The following is a 17,850-nucleotide window of genomic DNA, read 5'->3' on the forward strand; positions in this document are numbered from 1 at the left end:
CTACACATTTTATAAAAAAAATTTAGAGCACATCCAAATGGATGTGCTTTTCTATTTATTACACGCTGTGAGAGCAATCGAGATGGGCAACGGTACATATTACTGATTCTCGATGTGTCTGACAGCGTTACTTATTTTAGGGCAAAGGATTGGTGAGGGCAATTGACAGTAGAATTAGGCATTGTACTAACGATTTTATCGCTAATTGTAGCGATACAAGGGTATCAGCTCAATAAAACTAAAAGTATTAAAGATGATGGAAGGCAATCAGCAGAAGTAAGTATGCAGTTACATTACATCAGTAAAGGTGTAAATGATATTCAAATTGATATGAAAGATATTCGTTTGGATATGAAAGAGAATGATCAAAAAGTACAAGATGTAGTACAACGCGTTACTCGTGTGGAAGAATCAGCAAAACAGGCACATAAACGACTTGATAAGGTGGAGGACATTGCACATGAAGATTAATTGGAAAGTACGTTTAAAACACAAACCATTTTTAATTGGAGCTTTTTCTTTGTTGCTACTATTAGTGCAACAAATAGGGGCATTATTCGGCTACGATACAACAATTTATAACGAGCGAGTTACAGAGTTATTTAACACTGTGCTCGCTTTTTTAGTGCTAATCGGAGTTGTTGTTGATCCAACAACACCAGGTGCAAACGATAGTGACAGAGCTATGACGTATGAACGAAAGGGTGATATTAATGACTAAAAGATATGTAGGTTCTAGTGGTCACAGCTTAAAAATTAGAGGTGCCAAGTGTTTTATCGATGAGGTGGACGAGGCACGAAAAGTAACAAATGAAGTACATCGTATTTTAACAACACAGTACAACGGTGCTGGTTCAGTATTTCATGATGATACATCGACTACGCAAAACCAAAACCTCCAAACTATCGTAAATTATCACAATAAACAAACACGAGAACTAGACTGGAGCATTCATTTCAACGCTGCAAATGTTACTGATGCCCCGCGTGGTGTAGAGGTATTGTATTACGATATGAAGGATTTATCAGCTAAAGTAAGTGCTGCAATTTCAAAAGCATCAGGACTTAAAGACCGTGGTCCTAAACAACGTACAGAGCTGTATTTCCTTAAAAACACTTATAAACCAGCTATTTTAATTGAAGTATGTTTTGTTGACAGCGAAGTAGATGTTGACCTGTATCATAAAAATTTCAACGTTATTTGTACTGCCATCGCAGAGATTTTAGCTGAGCATTTAGGATATGCAAAAATCCAAACTGGACAGCCAGCAGATGCGAAAATTATGCTCAATGATTCTAAGACAATTCCCGCTGTTATTATAGATGGTAGGACGCATGTTCAGGTGCGAGAAATCGCAGAGTTATTAGGATTGAAACTCGTTTATAACAACGAGAGCAAAACAACAAAATTGTATGAAGTGAAATGATAAAATCGGCAGCCTTGGAACTTAAATGCCCAGGTACTCAATTAATTTTGAGCCTGGGCTTTTTTTGCGTTTCTAAATATTTTTCTTGCCAAAATAGAAACATTTGTTCTAAAATAAAACAAACAAACGTTCTTGTTTAAAGGAGTGTGGAATGATGAAAGAACAATTGATTAAAGCAATGCAACGTAATCAATTTGTGAATATGATGTATTTGGCTAAGTCTGGTGAAATATCAAAAAGGCGTATCAAAGTCATTAAGGTTGTAGGAGATTCGTTTCAAGCATACTGCTTCAGTAGACAGGCAAAACGTACATTTATGATTGATAGTGTATTGGCGGTTGTTCCAGTCTTCCACAAGGAGCGAGAAGTTGTATGATGAAACCTGAACAAAGGCAACTATTTCATAAATTCTTGATTCTTGAAATGGCCATACAATCATTACAACGTGATTTCTCGGTAATAGAAAATTTGAAAATGAGTAAAGTTTATTTACCAATCCTCGAAAGGTTACTAAAAGACATAACGCAAGATTATTACAACGCTAAGAGGCTATTGGCTAAAGAAAAAATAAGATTAGTAAAGTTGGAAAAGATAGACGAATACTTTAGTGATGTACATGTAGCGACGGCAGGAAATGATGTTGTTCTGCGATATGCAAATCAAGCAATTAAAACGCAGGTAGAAAATTTATTATTAAGTCACCAAAATAATTAACCAGACGCTCATAAAATGTGAGCACCTGGTCATTTTTTGTTTATTCACTTAGTAATTCCTTTTCTTTGGCTGCTACCAAATGTTTTAATTCAGCTAGATCGTCTAAATCGCAGTATTTATTAATGTACGTTTTAGCAGCACTCTTTGCTGATTGTTTACGTGTCTTTTCTCTATTTTTTTCTCGATACGCTTGTGTAGCGCGTTTCTGTGCTTCAGATGTTTTATTCTCAGTCAACGTATATCTCTCCTTTATTTGCGACGTTTCTTCTTTGCGGGAGTGGGTCGCTTTTCTTTTTTCTTACTTTTCATATCGCTTATGTTTTTGGCTGACCTTGTAAGTAAGTTTGCGACTGTTGCGATAGCTACTAGGTGCTAGAATCATCTTATCGTAATCCACTTTTGTTCACCCCTTTCTTATATACTTATTATATACCATGGTATATAATTGTGATGGTTTTCTTCATTTATTTTCCTTGAAAAGAATATATCCCTTGATAAAAGGGAACGTTTGTTCTATAATAAAAATAAGAACAAACGTTCTTGACAAAGGGAGTTTTTTATAAAATAAAAAGGGGATGATATCTTTGGCATTCACAGTCAAAACAGAAGCAGAAAAAATCTTTACTAACATTATGGGTGATGGTGCAGTACGTTTGGCAGCCGACTCAGGTTCAAAAACTAACTTCCATGATATTTTTGGTACACCAGATAAATCAGTAGGAGTTAAACGTCAACGTGCAGGAAGTCAATTGCTATTCTTGACATCTCTTTACTCTAACGCATCTTCTGCGACAGTTCGTGGTCAAATCTTAACTCGTATTCACCGTATTTTAATCAATTACAAAGCATTTATTAACCCAGCTAATCCAGCCAACGTCGGTCCAGAAAACCCGATTTTAGCTTTAGGTGCTTATGCAGCATTAGCTCTAGCCAAAGATGCTAATATGGCTTCATATACACAAGCTAGTTCATCTAATCCGGTAACTCAAACTGAACTTCGTACATTACTTACTAATTATGTTAGCAACTTCTACACTCGTATTACTGCTCAACCTGATTACAAAAATGTAAATCAATCAAATGGTAAAGGGGTAACAGTTAGTGTTGGAGCATTAGCTGGTACAAAACATGCTCCTACAGCACTTAATGGTGTAACTCTTGGTCTAGGTGCAGTTCACTTTATCAATGCAGCTATTAACGGTGCTGGTAATGCAATCTATTCTGACTTAAGCGCTTGGTTCACACAAATGTGTACACGCCTACGTCAATCATACGGTAACTCTCGTGATAACAATGGTTTAACTGAACTTTGTGTAAACATAGGTGCAGGTCGTGCAGGTGATAATGGCAATGGGAGTAAAATTGACCAAATGCGAGGGTATTTCCCATCGTCTGGTTACAACGCATTCGTTATCTGGGGTCTTAACCTTGCAGCTCGTGCTTACCGAATTGCTGAATTAGGCTTAACAACACAAGTTCCTCAATTCAAAAATGCAGTTGCTTTAAGTTCTCACGTTTGTCAACAAACAGCAGCTGAAATCATGAACTACTACAACACTCAAATTCTAAACGAAGGACGTTCGTTCGAAATTGGTCTTCCTAACTTTATGCCAGGCGGTCCAAATGCAGCTCCAGGTGGTTCAGAATATCCTGGTAGTCCATCTGCTCCAACAGCAGGTTACGCTCTTGCGGGTTATCAACACTTTACTTCTACGTTCACTCCAGGAGCAGATTTTATTGCTAACTCTAATGTACAGTACAACATGCTGCAAGAAAGTAATGCTGATGCAGCATCTGTAACAGCTTATCTGTACACAACAGCTTGGTATGGTGGTCACACTCTGGTAACCTCTGGTAAATTGACTTCTGCAATTGCAAACAAAGCAGGTTCAGCAGCACTTCCGTATAACATCGTTTCAACTAATACTGGTGTGAAAGCAGAAGCTGGAGCATCCCGTATCCTTCAAGGCTTAGCTGGTGCCATGAACAGTGGTATAACAACACTTAATTAATACAGAAAGAATCACTAAGTTATAGAGGAAAGAAATTAAAAAATTTAAGCCCATTAGCTTAATTGGTAATGGGCTTATTCTATTAACTCGGTATTATTTTTAGTATATATTTTTGGTTATTACTTAAAAAATATCAATTTATTATTCAATCTAATACTACTAAAATATAGAAAGTTCAAAAGGAGAATGTTTGATGAAACAGGTATTTATAAAACCAGCTGAAGGTATTTATACAAGCCTTTATGGCATGAGAAGTGGTTCAATGCATTATGGAGTTGACATTGCAAATAGTAGCTCCAATGTACCCGTACACGCTTCCGCTGAGGGTGTGATTAACAAAGCCGTTGGTGGTTGTTCTAATAATGGCTCTATCGGTAATACATGTAATGGTGGTTATGGAAACTATGTAATTGTTCGACACACTATTAATGGGGAAACATATGATACTCTTTATGCTCACTTACAATCTATTAGCGTCTCAGCAGGTCAAACTGTAAGTCAAGGTGCTAAAATTGGTGTTATGGGGAACAGTGGGAGTTCCACTGGTCAACACGTACACTTTGAAATATATGAAAAAGCACGAGTGTCTCAATCTGAGGCAGTAGACCCTATGCCTTATTTAAAAGGGGACAAGCCAACAGCTAACTACCATACTTATGATGGAACTTGGGCAACGATTACAATTACTCAGAAAGCAAATGTGTTCAAAAATGTTGGATATGAAATTATCGGTCAACTTGAAGCTGGTGGAAAATACAAAGTGTATGGTCAAAGAGAATATGCAGCTGATGGTACTTTATTCTACAATGTAGGATCTGGTTATGTTCACAATGCTTATGGTACTATTGCTAATCACCATGCAACTGTTACATCTACCATCAATACGTATAGCACCCCTAACGGAGCAATTAAACGTCAATTAGCACCAGGAACTTATAAAGTACATGCAGCTAAAGACGGTTGGTACAATTTGGGCACAGAATGGGTAAAAGCAGACCAAGTATTAGTAACTAAAAACTAGAATTAAAAAATATTTTAAATATACCTAGTATGTTTAATAAGATAAAAGACTAGCAAAGCAATTATGCCATGCTAGTCTTTTTTGAGTTTAAAAGAAGGATAAATGAATATATCATTTAAGTATAACTACGTTAGAAAATGAATATCGATATAAAGCCACTCACTTGAAAAAAATGTGTGGCCTTCTTCTATTTTATTATTTATATTTTAACGCTGGATGAACAAAATATTTGGTACCCCAGATGTACCCCAAAAGAGTATATGAAAATATACAATAATATTAAAATCAAAAAGTGTGGTACACTATTGAACGTTGATACTATAGCAATCTATTTATAGGGAAATACATAATATAAAATCATTTGAACTCTGGGAGAAAAACACACCGCCGAAATGGTTGTCATAAAAGTCACGAAACACTCGTTTAAAATACGAGTGTTTTTTAGCGTTTGTAGAGGTAAGGGGCGAGTTTTCTCGTCCTCCCTCTACAGCTTTAATGGTCGGCTCATATTTACACGCTGCATTTGAAAGTAATGAGGCATTCACTGAATTTAAAGAGCTAAATCACCACACCATTTATAACAATCGTGGCAACAAGTATAAGGACTACGAAAAAGCTGACGACATGATTGATACCATTAAAAATGACGAGATTTGTATGTTCGCTTTGCAAGGTGAAAAAGAGGTTATCTATACAGGCGAATTATTTGGTGTAGGGTGGAAAATCAAAGTAGACAACATCAATCATGAACGTGGATTTTTCAGTGATTTAAAGAGTACTCAAGAGCTTAGGAAACGCCACTGGAGCGAGAAATATAATACTTTGGTTTCATTTGTACAAGCCTTCGATTACGTGCTGCAGATGTGGGTGTATCGAGAGATCATCTATCAAAATACAGGTCGCTACTATGATCTATAGATTGTGGCAGTAACTAAAGAATCGCCGCCAGATAAATCAGTTTTACACTTGAATTCAGGGCGTTTCGACTTTGAAAAGGAATATGTTCAAACGATGCTAGCAAACATTATAGCAGCGAAACAAGGTCGTAAAAAGCCACATAGATGTGATAGGTGCGGATATTGCGGGTCCACAAAGAAGTTAGAAGGTACATTCGAAATTTGATTAGGTGGTGAAAATGGATGAATAATGTAACCCACAAAGTTTTTCTTAAGGGTTTACTTGTCATTTCCTGCGCTTACCCGGGAAATTATTTTTTATTTCCTAACCTGATTGTTAATAAATCTATGGTAAAAATTCGAATATAAGGAGAGGCGAGGGCGAATGGCTAAATACAGATATGTCTACACAACTTTTTGTTAGAGTCCAGCCATTTGATAAAGCAGTTTTCTTTGTTTTTGATGTTTCCGATGTTTTGAATATATTCAATATTATCCACCTCAGTATATAAGATGTTACTAGTATAGGAATTTATTTAACGAAAGACCATGGTTATGTTAACCATCCGAATATTCGGAATTTTTCACTGAACAATATAAGAAAAAACCATAACGAGGTCGTTACAGCAAACTAATGAAAAATATGAAGATTGTGTCTGATAAATTTTGTGTAATAGGGAAAGAGGTTCATTTTCTTGAGTATTTAAGTTTATGTAGTTCCTTTGTTAAATATTGAACTTGCTTTTCTAATTCATCTATTTTATTTAAGTAGCTATGATTGTTGGTATTTGATTGTTGGGATTGAGCTTCCTCCAAAGCCATCATTGCTGCAATAGTAGATAAACCGTCACCTAATGTAGTAATTAGTCCACCAATTACAGCAAGCTTAGCAGCATCATTTTCGCCATTCGATAAAAAGTCATTAATATTAAAAGTATCTTTGTGTTTACTCAAATGTTAACCTCCCTAAACTAATCAGTTCTATATCTTATTCTGTATCCTATTTTATAATTCGTGTTTAAACCAAAATGTTCGATAACAAAAGGAGGAAATGGAAGTTACTTTTTTAGTCTGAATGAATTTACAAGGTGCTTAAGTAAAAGAGGCATTTACCCTTGAGCAATTAGGAATTGATAAAAATCTAACAGTCGGAGAACTCCAAGAGGCTGTCGCTGAGAGTTATAACAATGGGCTTGGGAACAGCTATACGATGGTTTTGATTTTGTAGATTAATGCACAAAAAAGCCGCAGCGTGATCAGACGCTACAGCTCGAATTGGTTTATGCCCTTTGACGGTGCTTAACAACATTATTATACCACAACCGTAGGAGGGCAAACCTATGTTAAAAGAAAGAGCACTAACCACCAGATGCTTTAGATTCAATGATTACAGACTACCACTAGATGGTTAACGCCATCAAAGAAATGCGAGCGGAAATGTTTGTTGGGGCAAAAACGGCACAGTATGGTATCGAGGCTACACTACCAATTATTAATGTCTTTTTGTTTTATTCTAATTTTTAACAAAATTTACAATTTGAAAAATTTCTTGAAAATTTTGGTTGCGTGTGTAAAGATATGAGTGTACTTCAAAATCGAAAGGGGCTAGTGATATGAAAAACACAAAGCGCGTTATTAATCCAAAAGGTTTTCGATTTAATGTATTAAGTTTAGCGGTGGTTTTAATGCTTACTATTTGTACATTTTTTGTAGGCGGAAATACAACTACTTTAGCTGCACCTGTATCTGTGTATTTAAGTGATGAGTTAACTCCAACTTCAGTTACAGGAGATATAGAGCAAATGACACCTGATTATTTTTCTTATAATAAAAACCAATCGTTTTATAAAACACAGTTATCTATTAAAGGTGTGAAATATGAAAAAGGGATTGGCTCGCATTCAAATAGTTCAATTAAGTATAATTTGAATGGACAGTATACTAAATTTACAGTTGATGTAGGAATTGATGATCAAGTAGCGCCGGGTCATGGTTCTGTGAATTTTGTGATAATTGCTGATGGCAAAATTTTGTATATAAGTCCGGTTAAAAAATCAAACGAACCAGCTGAACATGTAGAAGTAGATATTGCAGGGAAAAATACACTTGAGTTAGTTGCTTTTAATGCTAATGATAATATTGACAATGATCATGCCGACTGGGCAGATGCAAAATTGTTTAAATAAATAAAAATCACTTAAGATGTATGAACCTCAAAAGTTAGACTTTAACCAGAATGGATTTCTCCGTTCTGGTTTTTAGTTTTGCTGAACAATTTGAGGGAATTAAATGGATGGGGAAGCTTAGTGAATAACAATTTTTAACGTATAGTCTAAGAAATGATTTCTATAATAAAAACGCTAACTTGCAAAGAAAAATATTGAGGTATTGAAGTGGTTAATGCGGATGAATATTTTAGTGATGCTGTAACAAGTGAAATGAAAACAGCTAAATTAGCACAAGTCACAAATATTGTAGGGCTACATAATAGAGGATGACCAGCAAAGCTAATTTAGCCAAGCTGGTCTTTTTCATTTACTTAGTCATGATCAAGCATAAGTCTTAAGCCTGATATGGTTTCAGTCTATTACTGTATTTACGAGCAAAATAAAACCTTGATATTCTATTTATAGAAAATATTTCTTGGTTTTAGGAAGTGTTTATCTTGAAATCAATTACTTATCTAAGGAGGCAATTCTATTATGAAAAATAAATTATCTGGGGTGTTAGCTGCTACATTAGCGTTAACGATGAGCCTACCAACAGGAGCGATGGCGTTTTCTAGCAGTCAGACTACGGTTGTAGTTAGCCAAGAAGTTGCTAGCCAAGCACTGAAAAAGATTGCGGCAGAGAAGGCTGCTCTACTCACGAAGTCCTATGAGACGACTAGTGTGCAGTATGCGTTAATTGATAATGGCCAAATTATTTTGTCGGGTCAGACAGGTAAGAACGATATGAAAGGGAAACAGCCGCTGACCAAAGATACCCAATACGGGATTGGTTCAGTCAGTAAAATGTATGCAGCGGCGGCTGTAATGAAATTGGTCGACGAAGGAAAAGTCGATTTGGATACTCCTGTCGTCCACTATGTTCCTGATTTCCAGATGAAAGACGAGCGTTACAAACGTATTACGCCACGTATGCTGTTGAACCACTCCTCTGGCTTGCAAGGTACTGAGTATAGCAATAATTTTTTATTTAAAGATAATGATACCTATGCCCATGATAATTTGTTGCGACAATTGTCCAACCAGAGCTTGAAGGCGGACCCTGGCGCGTTCTCGGTATACTGCAACGACGGCTTTACGCTGGCTGAGATTATGGTGGAAAAAGTCAGCGGTATGAGCTTTACCGAATTTATACATCAACGGTTTACAGAACCCTTAAAGTTAAATCATACGAAAACGCCGCAGGACGAATGGGAAAACGATAAGCGGGCTGGACTTTATTTTCCAACGTACCAAGGGCAGCTTCCTACTGAATTGGTGAATGTGATTGGTACGGGAGGGATCTCTTCCACAGCAGAAGATATGGTTCGATTCTCACAATTATTTATGGGACATGGAAAAGGGATCCTCTCCGATAAGGCAGTCAGGGCGATGGAGCAAGAGGAATATAAAAAAGGAATGTGGCCGGGGGATGGAGATAATATTATCAACTATGGTCTTGGCTGGGATAGTGTGAAACTATATCCATTCAGTGAATATGGGTTAAAGGGATTGGCTAAAAACGGTGACACGGGACTGCAACATGCTTCACTGGTCGTCCTTCCTGAACAGAAGATGGCAGTGGCTGTGTTGTCATCCGGCGGTAGCAGCTCTACAAATCAAATGATGGCGACTGAATTACTGCTCGCAGCCCTTACAGAGAAGGGTACAATTAAGGATATCAAGCCGAACAAATCCTTTGGCAAGCCGGCCAAGGCCAAAATGCCTCAAGACATAGCAAAGAAAGCGGGTTTTTACGGCAATAGTTTCAGCCATTTTAAAATAGAAATTACGAAGAATGGAGAACTGATCTTACCATCTAATCCAGAAGAAAAATATGTATATACTGCAGATGGAAGCTTTATTAATGAGACAGGTACCTCCAAGCTCAACTTCGTCACAGAGAAGAATAGACGAACATATTTGAGGGAGAGCACATTTATATCGTTGCCAGGTTTAGGGCAAGCAGCGGCTACTCAATATTTAGCCGAAAAACTAGAAGACAATGTGCTATCGAAGGAAACCACTGCCGCATGGGCGAAGCGGGAAGGCGTTAAGTTCTATCTCGTAAACGAGAAATATAGTTCTGCTCAATATCTCTTACCAATGATGCTTACAACACAAATTAATCGCAGTGAAGGTCTAGAGGGCTATTGGGACGGCAGAAAAATTACAGGCCCAAACACGGCTGCACATCAGCTCCAGATTCCCGTGATGACAGGTCGTGATACAACGGAATCTCGTTTCTATACAGAAGGCGGTAATGAATATATGGAGATGTCCGGATTGTTATACGTAAGTGGAACAAACGTGAAACAGCTTGATGCAAGCCAATCATCCAAAGTTACGCTACAAGCAAATGGGCATGCGAAATGGTTTACGATCCCACGAGCGGTAGCAGGGAAAACGATGACCGTGACGTTGCCAGAGAAGAGTTCGTTCGCAGTGTATGATGAGAAGGGAGTAAATGTCAACTTTACCGTTGTGAGCGGCAATAACAAAGTAAAACTGCCGAAGAATGGAACGGTTGTATTTGCTGGCGCGCCGAACTCGGAAATTGCAATCACGTTGAACTAGCTCCAATTCAAAGTAATGTAAGAGCTGTTATCGCAAATGGATATTCTGATGAAAAATTTAAAACACAAAATGCATTAACCCGTGCTCACATGGAAGCTTTCTTATCATTTGCAATGAAATATGGAAAAGATAATAAGTCTATAGTGTGGTGTATACATCCTTACTCGATTTAATCATTGTTTTAATGTTTGGCTTTGTTATTATTGCCTCGATGATAATAAAAGTAAATCACAATCCGCTTCGATTGTAATAAAGACCAACAAAAAGCCTTCTCCATAACGGAGAAGGCTTATTTTTATTTTTGAGTAATACGCTCGAAAAAGGCATTTGTTTTTTCTATATCCGTTACATGTCGATTGCATGTTTGGCTATCTGCGCAAATGTAATTACTATAATTCGTGAACGTTCCAACGACTTGCCCTTTTACAGACGTTGTAAATAGGCCAACATCAGAATGGCGGTTACATAGTGCACATATTCCTTTAATTGTATTGTTAGAGAAAGTTCCTTTAATCGCTTTTAGCTGTTCATTTTGTTCTAGTAGGACATATTTTCGATGTGTACCGGGATCATCCCAAGCTAAATAACAAATCTGCTGAAAGTCCATTTCTTCAAGCTTCGGTAGCTTGAGCTTTTTTTCCTTTTTAAATAGGCTCTTTAGTGTGCTTGCAGTGACTGCTTTGAATGGGATAACGTACGGTTTTAATTGCTCTAAATACGCTTCGCCATGAGCGCGATCTGTCACATTAAAAAGCTGTTCAATTAGCTGAGTTTCCGCAGTGGATAGCGCTAATTTTGCTGTAATTTCGCTTTCAACAATACCATGAACGGCTAAGATAACGTTCTTATCCTTTGTCGTTGCAAGTGTTTGTATAATTTTATTCATTTGTTGCTCTAGTAAATGATAGTTTGCTACCGTTAAGAACGGCTGAATTGTTTGTTTTTCCATCTGAATTCACTCCTAAATAGTAGGCTTTTAATAAAGGTTACTGGCCTAAAGAGATCCTTCAATTTATGTTATTTGCGTTAACTTTTCTAGACCTCTTTGACCTGTAAAGTGTTTGGTCTAGAGCAAGCATTACAAAAGAATGCGTCCATTTCGATTCCTCCTTGAAAAGAAGCTACCCTAATTATAACATTTTTTAGGAATTATATAAAGTTAGAAAATTTAATTTATTCAAATGATAAAAAATGGTATAATAGTTTAATATTTGTTCATTGCTAATAGTTGTGGATGACATTTTGAAAGAAGCATGTCGTGTGTATAGTTTGATTGGAGTGGAGATTGGACGCCTACAAAAAGTGCCCAGTCGGAACGGAAAACACCCTACACGATAAGGTGATGAACTTGAATTTGAAAGGGGGAGTTTTTATGAAACAGGTTATAGGTCATGAAAATTTATATGTATGGAGAGGGATTGTTAGTAACTAACATGGGATGTTTAGTGCTAATAGACCCTCCGAATTCTTAAGCTATTGAAACTCTAGGAGGACTATTATGCTAAGTCAACAAGGATTTAATTTATGGGCTGATGGTTACGATAAAACGGTTCAGCTAAGTGAAGAAAGCAACCAATATCCATTTGCAGGATATAAAGAAGTATTAAATACGATTTTTAATGAGGTCATGCACAGTCCAAAGTCCACTGTATTAGACATTGGATTTGGCACAGGGGTGTTAACGGCAAAGCTATATGACAATGGGCATATGATCAATGGATTCGATTTTTCTTCAAAAATGATCGAAATTGCCAAAGAAAAAATGCCTGATGCAAACTTAATGGAGTGGGATTTGTCAAAAGGGCTGCCAACAGCACTTCTTCATCAAAAATATGAAGCTATTATTAGCACCTATGCGTTGCATCATTTTACCGATGAAATGAAGGTGCAATACATTATAGAATTATTGCAACATCTAACACCTGAAGGCAAAATTTTTATTGGCGATATTGCGTTTAATACAAGAGCGGACCTTGAAAAATGCCGTGAAGAAAGTATTGGCTATTGGGATGATGATGAAATCTACTTTGTCCATGGGGAAATGAGATCCTTATTAAAAGGAGTATGCCAATTAGAATTTTACCCGATCTCGCATTGTGGTGGGGTTTTTGTTCTTTCAAATTTTGCGTAGGTAGATGCGATAGAATAATTTCAGAAGGGTTTATTTGTGAAGATTCTTTAATTTTAAACTCTCGATAAAACTAGTAAATGGGCTGCCAATAGACAGCCCATTTATTTAGTATGTGGAAAACTTCCTTATGTTGAATTGCCTTTAAATGGCTACCAAACTATTCGCGTGTTGAAGAGTGTGAAAATTACAACTTTTTAAATATAGGAGTAATTCTCTTTTGATATATCGTCCATTACGATATAATCGTTTATGACGATATAATAAAGGAGCAAGTTTGATGATTAAAGATATAAATAACTATTTTACATCGATTTATTACCATCTACATTCAACACATGAAGATTCAATTTCGCATCAGAGCGTGCGTATTTTACAGATGATTCAAAAGGAAGCTGAAGTAACAGTGCGTGATATTGCAGAGTTATTGAATATTTCTCATAATACCGCGTCTGAGCATATCAAAAAGCTGGAGCGTAATGGTTGGATAAAAAAGGAGCGGGACAGTGATGATCAGCGTAAAGTACATATTCATTTAACAACTGAAGGGCTTCTTGTTTTAAAGAAAAACACAGAATTAAATGATAAGAAACTGCAACATGCACTAAACCAGCTTACGGAAGAAGAGCAACAATTAATCTTACAGGCATTTCGTTTATTAAGCGAGGTGGCTAAATAATGTACACATTTGTAAAAATTTTATGCTCGGCAGCCGTTATTGGTATTGTGACGGAGATTGCTAGAAGATTTCCTAGCTATGGTGGCATTATCGCAGCACTGCCACTTGTCAGTATTTTAAGCATCATTTGGCTTACTGTGCAAAGTGAATCGAGTGAGCATATTCAGCGATTTACGGTTGGTGTAATCGTTGGATTACCAGCAACAATGGTGATGCTATTTGTTATTTATATGGCTATGAAATCATCGATCCATATCGTTTTTGCCATTGGACTTGGTGTCATTTCGTGGGCAGTATTTCTAGGTGTTCAAAAAGCCATAGCTAGTATGTTTAATTTTTCTATTTAGGAGAATGATAAATGACAATAATTCCTATTCAACAATTACCCCAAATTGATGTTTTGCAATTTTTTAAAGAGCATTGGGGAAGTACAGAAATGGTTATTTCCAGTGGGGTTTATGACTGTAGTAAATTAGAGGGGTTCGTCTATGTAGATGAACAAAATACGATTTTGGGTCTTGTAACGTATATCATTCGTGAGGAAGAATGTGAAATTATTTCCCTTGATAGTATTGAAGAAGGAAGAGGGATAGGTTCATTGTTAGTACATGCGGTTGAAGAAATTGCTTTCGGACAAGGCTGTACGATAATTACTCTTATAACGACAAATGATAATTTGCACACCGATCAATTATGCCTCGGCATAATTGCGTCCTGAATCGGCTTTGTGCTTGCGCAAAGAACTCCTTTCCGATTTTGTGACATCCGCCGGAGGCTTTAACTTCTTCCAGCGGATGTTTGGACACCTGATGAAAAGTAACTTAAATCCTCATTCATCTCACCCCTATAGAGGTGGGAGACTTCTGCTGAAAGAAGTTAAAATTTTATCAAAAAAGAGGCTATCACTTAGACGAAATCATACAAAACGCGGTCGAACAAGCAAGAGCATATAAACCTGAAATCCCTTTAATCGGCAATGATGGGATTCCAATACGTGATGAAATACGATTAGCAAAGCAATCTGGCTTATAATGAGTCAGGTTGTTTTTAGTTGGTTTAAAGAAGTTAGGTGGAGAAGAAGAAAATCCTCATTTACTATTCAAGGTTTCATCACCTATGATTTCTCGCTATACTTGATAGGTAGAAAGAAAGTGAGGAATGACATGAAAAAATTACTATTTGTTTTATTATTTAGTGTTCTAGTAGTGGGAGCTGCCTTCATCATTTATTTAAAGAGCAATCCACCACTCGTCATGAACAGCTATACGAATCCAGTAGATGATTCAACTATAAGAATCGTAGAAATAGAAAATAAAGGACTGCATGAGATAGAGCTTCAACAAATACTCGTCAATGATAAAATGCCTGAAAGTGCCGAGCTTGTCGTGAGTAAGTCTGAACCGTTTGAAGCGGAGACGAAGTTGGTTGGTAATCCGAATATTACCTATCATAAATTAAGGCAAATATCCATTTTTCCTAGTCAATACATAGATCGCCAGGCCATTGGAAAGCAGCCTCAGCATTATGCAGTAAAGGTTGAAGCGCCTACTATAAAAAAAATAACGATTAAGTACAAGTATTTAAAAATACCATTTACTTTAACAGCCGAGTTACAAGCGAAAAAGTGAAGTGAAACTATCATCAGTGGGGTTTTCTTACCCACTGATTTTTTTGTCTTCACCAATGGCTAAGTCTGTATCTACTCGTTATTTGTCTTATCCTTTATGCCTATGTCATTTCATAAGATTGTTTGATGAAAAAATACTGTTACTCCTAAAACATGGTAATCTAATAGTAATAGCTATGGCGATATCGGGAGGGACTAAATGGGATTGATAATCGTTAGTGTAGTACTTGTTATCTGTATTTTCACTGTGACTTTAGTGGTTATTCAGAAGCACTCGAAGGAGGATATTAAGTTAGAAGTAACAGCTGTATGTGAAGGGGTAAATGAAATAGGTCAAGCTATTATGAAAATATATTTTACATTTTCAATTGGCAAACTAGCACAACGTAAAAAAGAAATAATAGGCAGTATTGATTGGTCACAAGGATGGATGCCTGTTTGCTATAATTTAAAGGAAAACGGGGTCTATCAGGAGCAACGATTACTCCGTGCTGTAAATGAGACAACCTATACAACCTTCGAAATAAACGCTACAAATGATATTGATCATCTGGGACGAGGGGAGGGATATGTTGTGTTAGTATTAGAGGATCCAATTTCTACTGATAAATCTAGAGCTGGTGTGATTCTTGCTGTTACTGCTAATTTGGTGACCTATCAGCTATCGGATTCAACTAGCTGGAATAATGACTTTGCAGTAAATCAATAAATACAGAATAAGCTATTCGTTAGGGGGAAAAGCCTGATGAATAGCTTTTCTATTTGGTAGGAAATAACGGAACCTATTAAGGTGAATTTCGTAGAATATTTAAGGGAAGGAATGTCTCGGTTGTATTCATTACGATATGAGTGCAACCTTGGATCAAACGATGTCAAATCAATAATCGAAAAGAAGGTACAAGACTTTGGATATTTTAACAAATAAATTGATCATGATTGCTTTATTTATTCTCATCATTCATTCGATAGAAACACTTGCGTATGCAGTTCGATTATCAGGTGCACGTGTAAAATTACTAGCCTCTGCACTATCCTTGTTCAATGTGATGGTTATGGTTTCAAGATTGGCAAATATGATGCAGCAGCCTTTTACTGGAAGTTTGGCTGATACAGCACCGAAAGAAAACACATTAGCGTTTGTGGAGCAGCAATTCCGAGTGCTTATTGGGGCCGCTTCAATAGGTACTTTAGTAGGCATTCTACTATTGCCGACTTTTATAGCGATATTTTCAAGAGCCATTATTCATTTATCTGAGGAAAAAGGTTCCATTCCAGCATTATTCAAAAAAGGTTTTAGTATAGAGTATTTTAAACGTGGAATAAAACATATCCATTTGCCAAGCTTTTCATACTTAAAGGGGATTAACTGGCGTGATATCCCTCTTAAATTATTTATCGTCAATATCGTGATAACGGCCATCTATACAATTGGTGTCCTGTCTGCACTTTACGCCTCTTTATTAGTTCCAGAAAGAGCGACAACTGCTGTAATGGCATCAGGACTTATTAATGGGGTAGCAACGATGTTACTAATTATATTTATTGACCCTAAAATTTCCGTTCTTGCAGACGATGTTATTAATCAAAGAGGTAGCTATTTAAGTCTGAAACAAGCGTCTGTGATGATGATGGCTTCAAGGCTACTAGGCACATGTTTAGCACAGCTTTTGTTTATTCCAGGGGCAAAATATATTGCCTGGTTTACACAATATATGACGTAAGGAGGGTTTACACGGGAAGCCGAGTAACAGTTTTCGAAGGATAGTTTGAAGTAGTTAACTTTCTAGAAAGGAAAATTGATATTTAATGAAAAAATTATGTTTTCTGATTTTGATGATGATGTTTGTGTTAGTTGCTTGTAGTACGAATCAACAAGAGGAGGCACATTATATAGCGAAAAGCGAGCACTGGAAGGCTGTATATCATAGTAATACAGAAGAGGGATTACGAATTTTCTATTTAGGGGAAGAGAAAGACTTAGGTGATTTACAAATAACGATAGAAGGTTCAAAACAATCAATAACTTTCGATGACGTTCGAGTAAATACCAATAAACAGTTTATCTTAACGAAAAAAGAAAGTACGAAAATTTTTAAAAAGGATGCTGCCCCAATGATTCATATTCAGTGGCAGTCTTACAAAGAGACTTTAGAAATAAGAACCTTAGTATAAGGGATTATATGGTCGAAGTGATCAGTAAGATTTTGATACATATCTTTGCTAGAATGTGCAAGTCGAGTTAGAGTCGAAATTGTTCTTTGAAAAATTTTCAAATATTGACAAGTAATGAAACATTCGTTATAGTAAGAAACAATTTCACAAAGCAATGAAATTGGCGATGAGAAGGACACGAATTTTCATAAGCGATTTACAGAGAGGGAGGCATGGGCTGAAAGCTTCCTAATGCAGCTGGAAAACTTACTACCTTTGAGCAGTGCTTGGAAACTTGCACCGTACTTGCAACGTTACTGCATAACAATGAGCCACTAGAGCATCTAGTGGGAATTTGGGTGGAACCACGGGTAATCAACACATGCTCGTCCCTTTATGGGGCGCGAGCAT

At 36.7% G+C, this 17,850-nt stretch carries 20 protein-coding genes and 2 pseudogenes; 19 read left to right on the top strand and 3 right to left on the bottom strand.

Going from position 1 to position 17,850, the window contains the following annotated elements; genetic code table 11:
* The first annotated feature begins 162 nt into the window (after positions 1-162).
* The 5 genes from B1B04_RS08605 to B1B04_RS08630 all read left to right on the top strand — a co-directional run bounded on the left by B1B04_RS08605 (position 163) and on the right by B1B04_RS08630 (position 2,141).
* Complete coding sequence (locus B1B04_RS08605) at positions 163-471, top strand: hypothetical protein (RefSeq protein WP_079561047.1); 309 nt, start codon at positions 163-165, stop codon at positions 469-471.
* A complete protein-coding gene (locus B1B04_RS08610; protein WP_079561048.1) occupies positions 461-721 on the top strand; it encodes a phage holin in 261 nt (86 codons plus the stop codon). Before B1B04_RS08605 ends, B1B04_RS08610 begins: the two co-directional genes overlap by 11 nt.
* Positions 714-1,427 (top strand): N-acetylmuramoyl-L-alanine amidase, encoded by a 714-nt coding sequence (locus tag B1B04_RS25355; protein ID WP_170938934.1) that lies wholly within the window; start codon positions 714-716, stop codon positions 1,425-1,427. Before B1B04_RS08610 ends, B1B04_RS25355 begins: the two co-directional genes overlap by 8 nt.
* Positions 1,428-1,581: 154 nt before the next feature.
* Positions 1,582-1,803, top strand: coding sequence for a transcriptional regulator (locus B1B04_RS08625; RefSeq protein WP_079561050.1), 222 nt, complete (start codon positions 1,582-1,584; stop codon positions 1,801-1,803).
* The gene (locus B1B04_RS08630; RefSeq protein WP_094075086.1) at positions 1,800-2,141 is read left to right on the top strand and encodes a YhjD family protein; all 342 of its coding nucleotides are present in this window, start codon (positions 1,800-1,802) and stop codon (positions 2,139-2,141) included. The genes B1B04_RS08625 and B1B04_RS08630 overlap by 4 nt, the downstream gene beginning before the upstream one ends.
* A 40-nt stretch (positions 2,142-2,181) precedes the next feature.
* Here B1B04_RS08630 and B1B04_RS08635 read toward each other — a convergent pair whose 3' ends face one another.
* Positions 2,182-2,376, bottom strand: a complete 195-nt coding sequence (locus tag B1B04_RS08635; RefSeq protein ID WP_079561051.1) for a hypothetical protein — start codon at positions 2,374-2,376, stop codon at positions 2,182-2,184.
* Between the two features lie 340 nt (positions 2,377-2,716).
* Here B1B04_RS08635 and B1B04_RS08640 point away from each other — a divergent pair, with 340 nt between their 5' ends.
* The 3 genes and pseudogenes from B1B04_RS08640 to B1B04_RS08650 form a co-directional block, all read left to right on the top strand.
* Positions 2,717-4,153, top strand: a complete 1,437-nt coding sequence (locus tag B1B04_RS08640) for a calcium-binding protein (RefSeq protein WP_079561052.1) — start codon at positions 2,717-2,719, stop codon at positions 4,151-4,153.
* Between the two features lie 193 nt (positions 4,154-4,346).
* Positions 4,347-5,174 carry a M23 family metallopeptidase gene (locus B1B04_RS08645; RefSeq protein ID WP_079561053.1) on the top strand — a complete coding sequence of 276 codons (828 nt, stop codon included), beginning with the start codon at positions 4,347-4,349 and terminating at the stop codon, positions 5,172-5,174.
* Positions 5,175-5,642: 468 nt separating this feature from the next.
* Positions 5,643-6,296, top strand: a pseudogene (locus B1B04_RS08650) (PD-(D/E)XK nuclease-like domain-containing protein); the annotation flags it as partial.
* A 461-nt stretch (positions 6,297-6,757) separates the two neighbouring features.
* Here B1B04_RS08650 and B1B04_RS08660 read toward each other — a convergent pair.
* The gene (locus tag B1B04_RS08660) at positions 6,758-7,024 is read right to left on the bottom strand and encodes a translation initiation factor 2 (protein WP_240518248.1); all 267 of its coding nucleotides are present in this window, start codon (positions 7,022-7,024) and stop codon (positions 6,758-6,760) included.
* Positions 7,025-7,683: 659 nt separating this feature from the next.
* Here B1B04_RS08660 and B1B04_RS08665 point away from each other — a divergent pair.
* Positions 7,684-8,256, top strand: a complete 573-nt coding sequence (locus B1B04_RS08665; protein WP_079561056.1) for an NPCBM/NEW2 domain-containing protein — start codon at positions 7,684-7,686, stop codon at positions 8,254-8,256.
* 516 nt (positions 8,257-8,772) lie between these two features.
* Positions 8,773-10,854, top strand: coding sequence for a serine hydrolase domain-containing protein (locus B1B04_RS08670; RefSeq protein WP_079561057.1), 2,082 nt, complete (start codon positions 8,773-8,775; stop codon positions 10,852-10,854).
* A gap of 295 nt (positions 10,855-11,149) precedes the next feature.
* On the opposite strand, the gene B1B04_RS08675 is transcribed toward B1B04_RS08670, so the two are convergent.
* Positions 11,150-11,803 (bottom strand): FusB/FusC family EF-G-binding protein, encoded by a 654-nt coding sequence (locus tag B1B04_RS08675; protein ID WP_079561058.1) that lies wholly within the window; start codon positions 11,801-11,803, stop codon positions 11,150-11,152.
* Positions 11,804-12,352: 549 nt separating this feature from the next.
* Between B1B04_RS08675 and B1B04_RS08680 the strand changes: the two genes are divergently transcribed.
* The 9 genes and pseudogenes from B1B04_RS08680 to B1B04_RS08720 all read left to right on the top strand — a co-directional run bounded on the left by B1B04_RS08680 (position 12,353) and on the right by B1B04_RS08720 (position 17,460).
* Positions 12,353-12,985, top strand: coding sequence for a class I SAM-dependent methyltransferase (locus B1B04_RS08680; RefSeq protein WP_170938936.1), 633 nt, complete (start codon positions 12,353-12,355; stop codon positions 12,983-12,985).
* 277 nt (positions 12,986-13,262) lie between these two features.
* On the top strand, positions 13,263-13,661 hold the full coding sequence (locus B1B04_RS08685) for a MarR family winged helix-turn-helix transcriptional regulator (protein WP_079561060.1): 399 nt from the start codon (positions 13,263-13,265) through the stop codon (positions 13,659-13,661).
* Positions 13,661-14,008 carry a DUF3147 family protein gene (locus B1B04_RS08690; RefSeq protein ID WP_079561061.1) on the top strand — a complete coding sequence of 116 codons (348 nt, stop codon included), beginning with the start codon at positions 13,661-13,663 and terminating at the stop codon, positions 14,006-14,008. Before B1B04_RS08685 ends, B1B04_RS08690 begins: the two co-directional genes overlap by 1 nt.
* 11 nt (positions 14,009-14,019) lie before the next feature.
* Entirely contained in the window at positions 14,020-14,379 is a 360-nt protein-coding gene (locus B1B04_RS08695) for a GNAT family N-acetyltransferase (protein WP_079561062.1), read from the top strand.
* A 158-nt stretch (positions 14,380-14,537) separates the two neighbouring features.
* Positions 14,538-14,693 (top strand): annotated as a pseudogene (locus B1B04_RS26110) (GNAT family N-acetyltransferase); the annotation flags it as partial.
* Positions 14,694-14,824: 131 nt separating this feature from the next.
* Positions 14,825-15,289, top strand: a complete 465-nt coding sequence (locus tag B1B04_RS08705) for a hypothetical protein (RefSeq protein WP_079561165.1) — start codon at positions 14,825-14,827, stop codon at positions 15,287-15,289.
* Positions 15,290-15,487: 198 nt separating this feature from the next.
* A complete protein-coding gene (locus B1B04_RS08710) occupies positions 15,488-15,997 on the top strand; it encodes a hypothetical protein (RefSeq protein WP_079561063.1) in 510 nt (169 codons plus the stop codon).
* Positions 15,998-16,220: 223 nt separating this feature from the next.
* Entirely contained in the window at positions 16,221-17,009 is a 789-nt protein-coding gene (locus B1B04_RS08715) for a lipid II flippase Amj family protein (protein WP_079561166.1), read from the top strand.
* A gap of 85 nt (positions 17,010-17,094) precedes the next feature.
* The gene (locus tag B1B04_RS08720; RefSeq protein WP_079561064.1) at positions 17,095-17,460 is read left to right on the top strand and encodes a hypothetical protein; all 366 of its coding nucleotides are present in this window, start codon (positions 17,095-17,097) and stop codon (positions 17,458-17,460) included.
* Positions 17,461-17,850: the final 390 nt, after the last annotated feature.

The organism is Lysinibacillus sp. KCTC 33748, from assembly GCF_002237755.1.
Classification (GTDB): Bacteria; Bacillota; Bacilli; order Bacillales_A; family Planococcaceae; genus Lysinibacillus.

What these genes read in the sequence shown, in the direction of transcription:
- B1B04_RS08610 (WP_079561048.1), top strand. Translation starts at nt 461, where the DNA reads ATGAAGATTAATTGGAAAGTACGTTTAAAACACAAACCATTTTTAATT.
- B1B04_RS25355 (WP_170938934.1), top strand. Translation starts at nt 714, where the DNA reads ATGACTAAAAGATATGTAGGTTCTAGTGGTCACAGCTTAAAAATTAGA.
- B1B04_RS08625 (WP_079561050.1), top strand. Translation starts at nt 1,582, where the DNA reads ATGAAAGAACAATTGATTAAAGCAATGCAACGTAATCAATTTGTGAAT.
- B1B04_RS08630 (WP_094075086.1), top strand. Translation starts at nt 1,800, where the DNA reads ATGATGAAACCTGAACAAAGGCAACTATTTCATAAATTCTTGATTCTT.
- B1B04_RS08640 (WP_079561052.1), top strand. Translation starts at nt 2,717, where the DNA reads ATGATATCTTTGGCATTCACAGTCAAAACAGAAGCAGAAAAAATCTTT.
- B1B04_RS08645 (WP_079561053.1), top strand. Translation starts at nt 4,347, where the DNA reads ATGAAACAGGTATTTATAAAACCAGCTGAAGGTATTTATACAAGCCTT.
- B1B04_RS08665 (WP_079561056.1), top strand. Translation starts at nt 7,684, where the DNA reads ATGAAAAACACAAAGCGCGTTATTAATCCAAAAGGTTTTCGATTTAAT.
- B1B04_RS08670 (WP_079561057.1), top strand. Translation starts at nt 8,773, where the DNA reads ATGAAAAATAAATTATCTGGGGTGTTAGCTGCTACATTAGCGTTAACG.
- B1B04_RS08675 (WP_079561058.1), bottom strand. Translation starts at nt 11,803, where the DNA reads ATGGAAAAACAAACAATTCAGCCGTTCTTAACGGTAGCAAACTATCAT.
- B1B04_RS08680 (WP_170938936.1), top strand. Translation starts at nt 12,353, where the DNA reads ATGCTAAGTCAACAAGGATTTAATTTATGGGCTGATGGTTACGATAAA.
- B1B04_RS08685 (WP_079561060.1), top strand. Translation starts at nt 13,263, where the DNA reads ATGATTAAAGATATAAATAACTATTTTACATCGATTTATTACCATCTA.
- B1B04_RS08690 (WP_079561061.1), top strand. Translation starts at nt 13,661, where the DNA reads ATGTACACATTTGTAAAAATTTTATGCTCGGCAGCCGTTATTGGTATT.
- B1B04_RS08695 (WP_079561062.1), top strand. Translation starts at nt 14,020, where the DNA reads ATGACAATAATTCCTATTCAACAATTACCCCAAATTGATGTTTTGCAA.
- B1B04_RS08705 (WP_079561165.1), top strand. Translation starts at nt 14,825, where the DNA reads ATGAAAAAATTACTATTTGTTTTATTATTTAGTGTTCTAGTAGTGGGA.
- B1B04_RS08710 (WP_079561063.1), top strand. Translation starts at nt 15,488, where the DNA reads ATGGGATTGATAATCGTTAGTGTAGTACTTGTTATCTGTATTTTCACT.
- B1B04_RS08715 (WP_079561166.1), top strand. Translation starts at nt 16,221, where the DNA reads ATGATTGCTTTATTTATTCTCATCATTCATTCGATAGAAACACTTGCG.
- B1B04_RS08720 (WP_079561064.1), top strand. Translation starts at nt 17,095, where the DNA reads ATGAAAAAATTATGTTTTCTGATTTTGATGATGATGTTTGTGTTAGTT.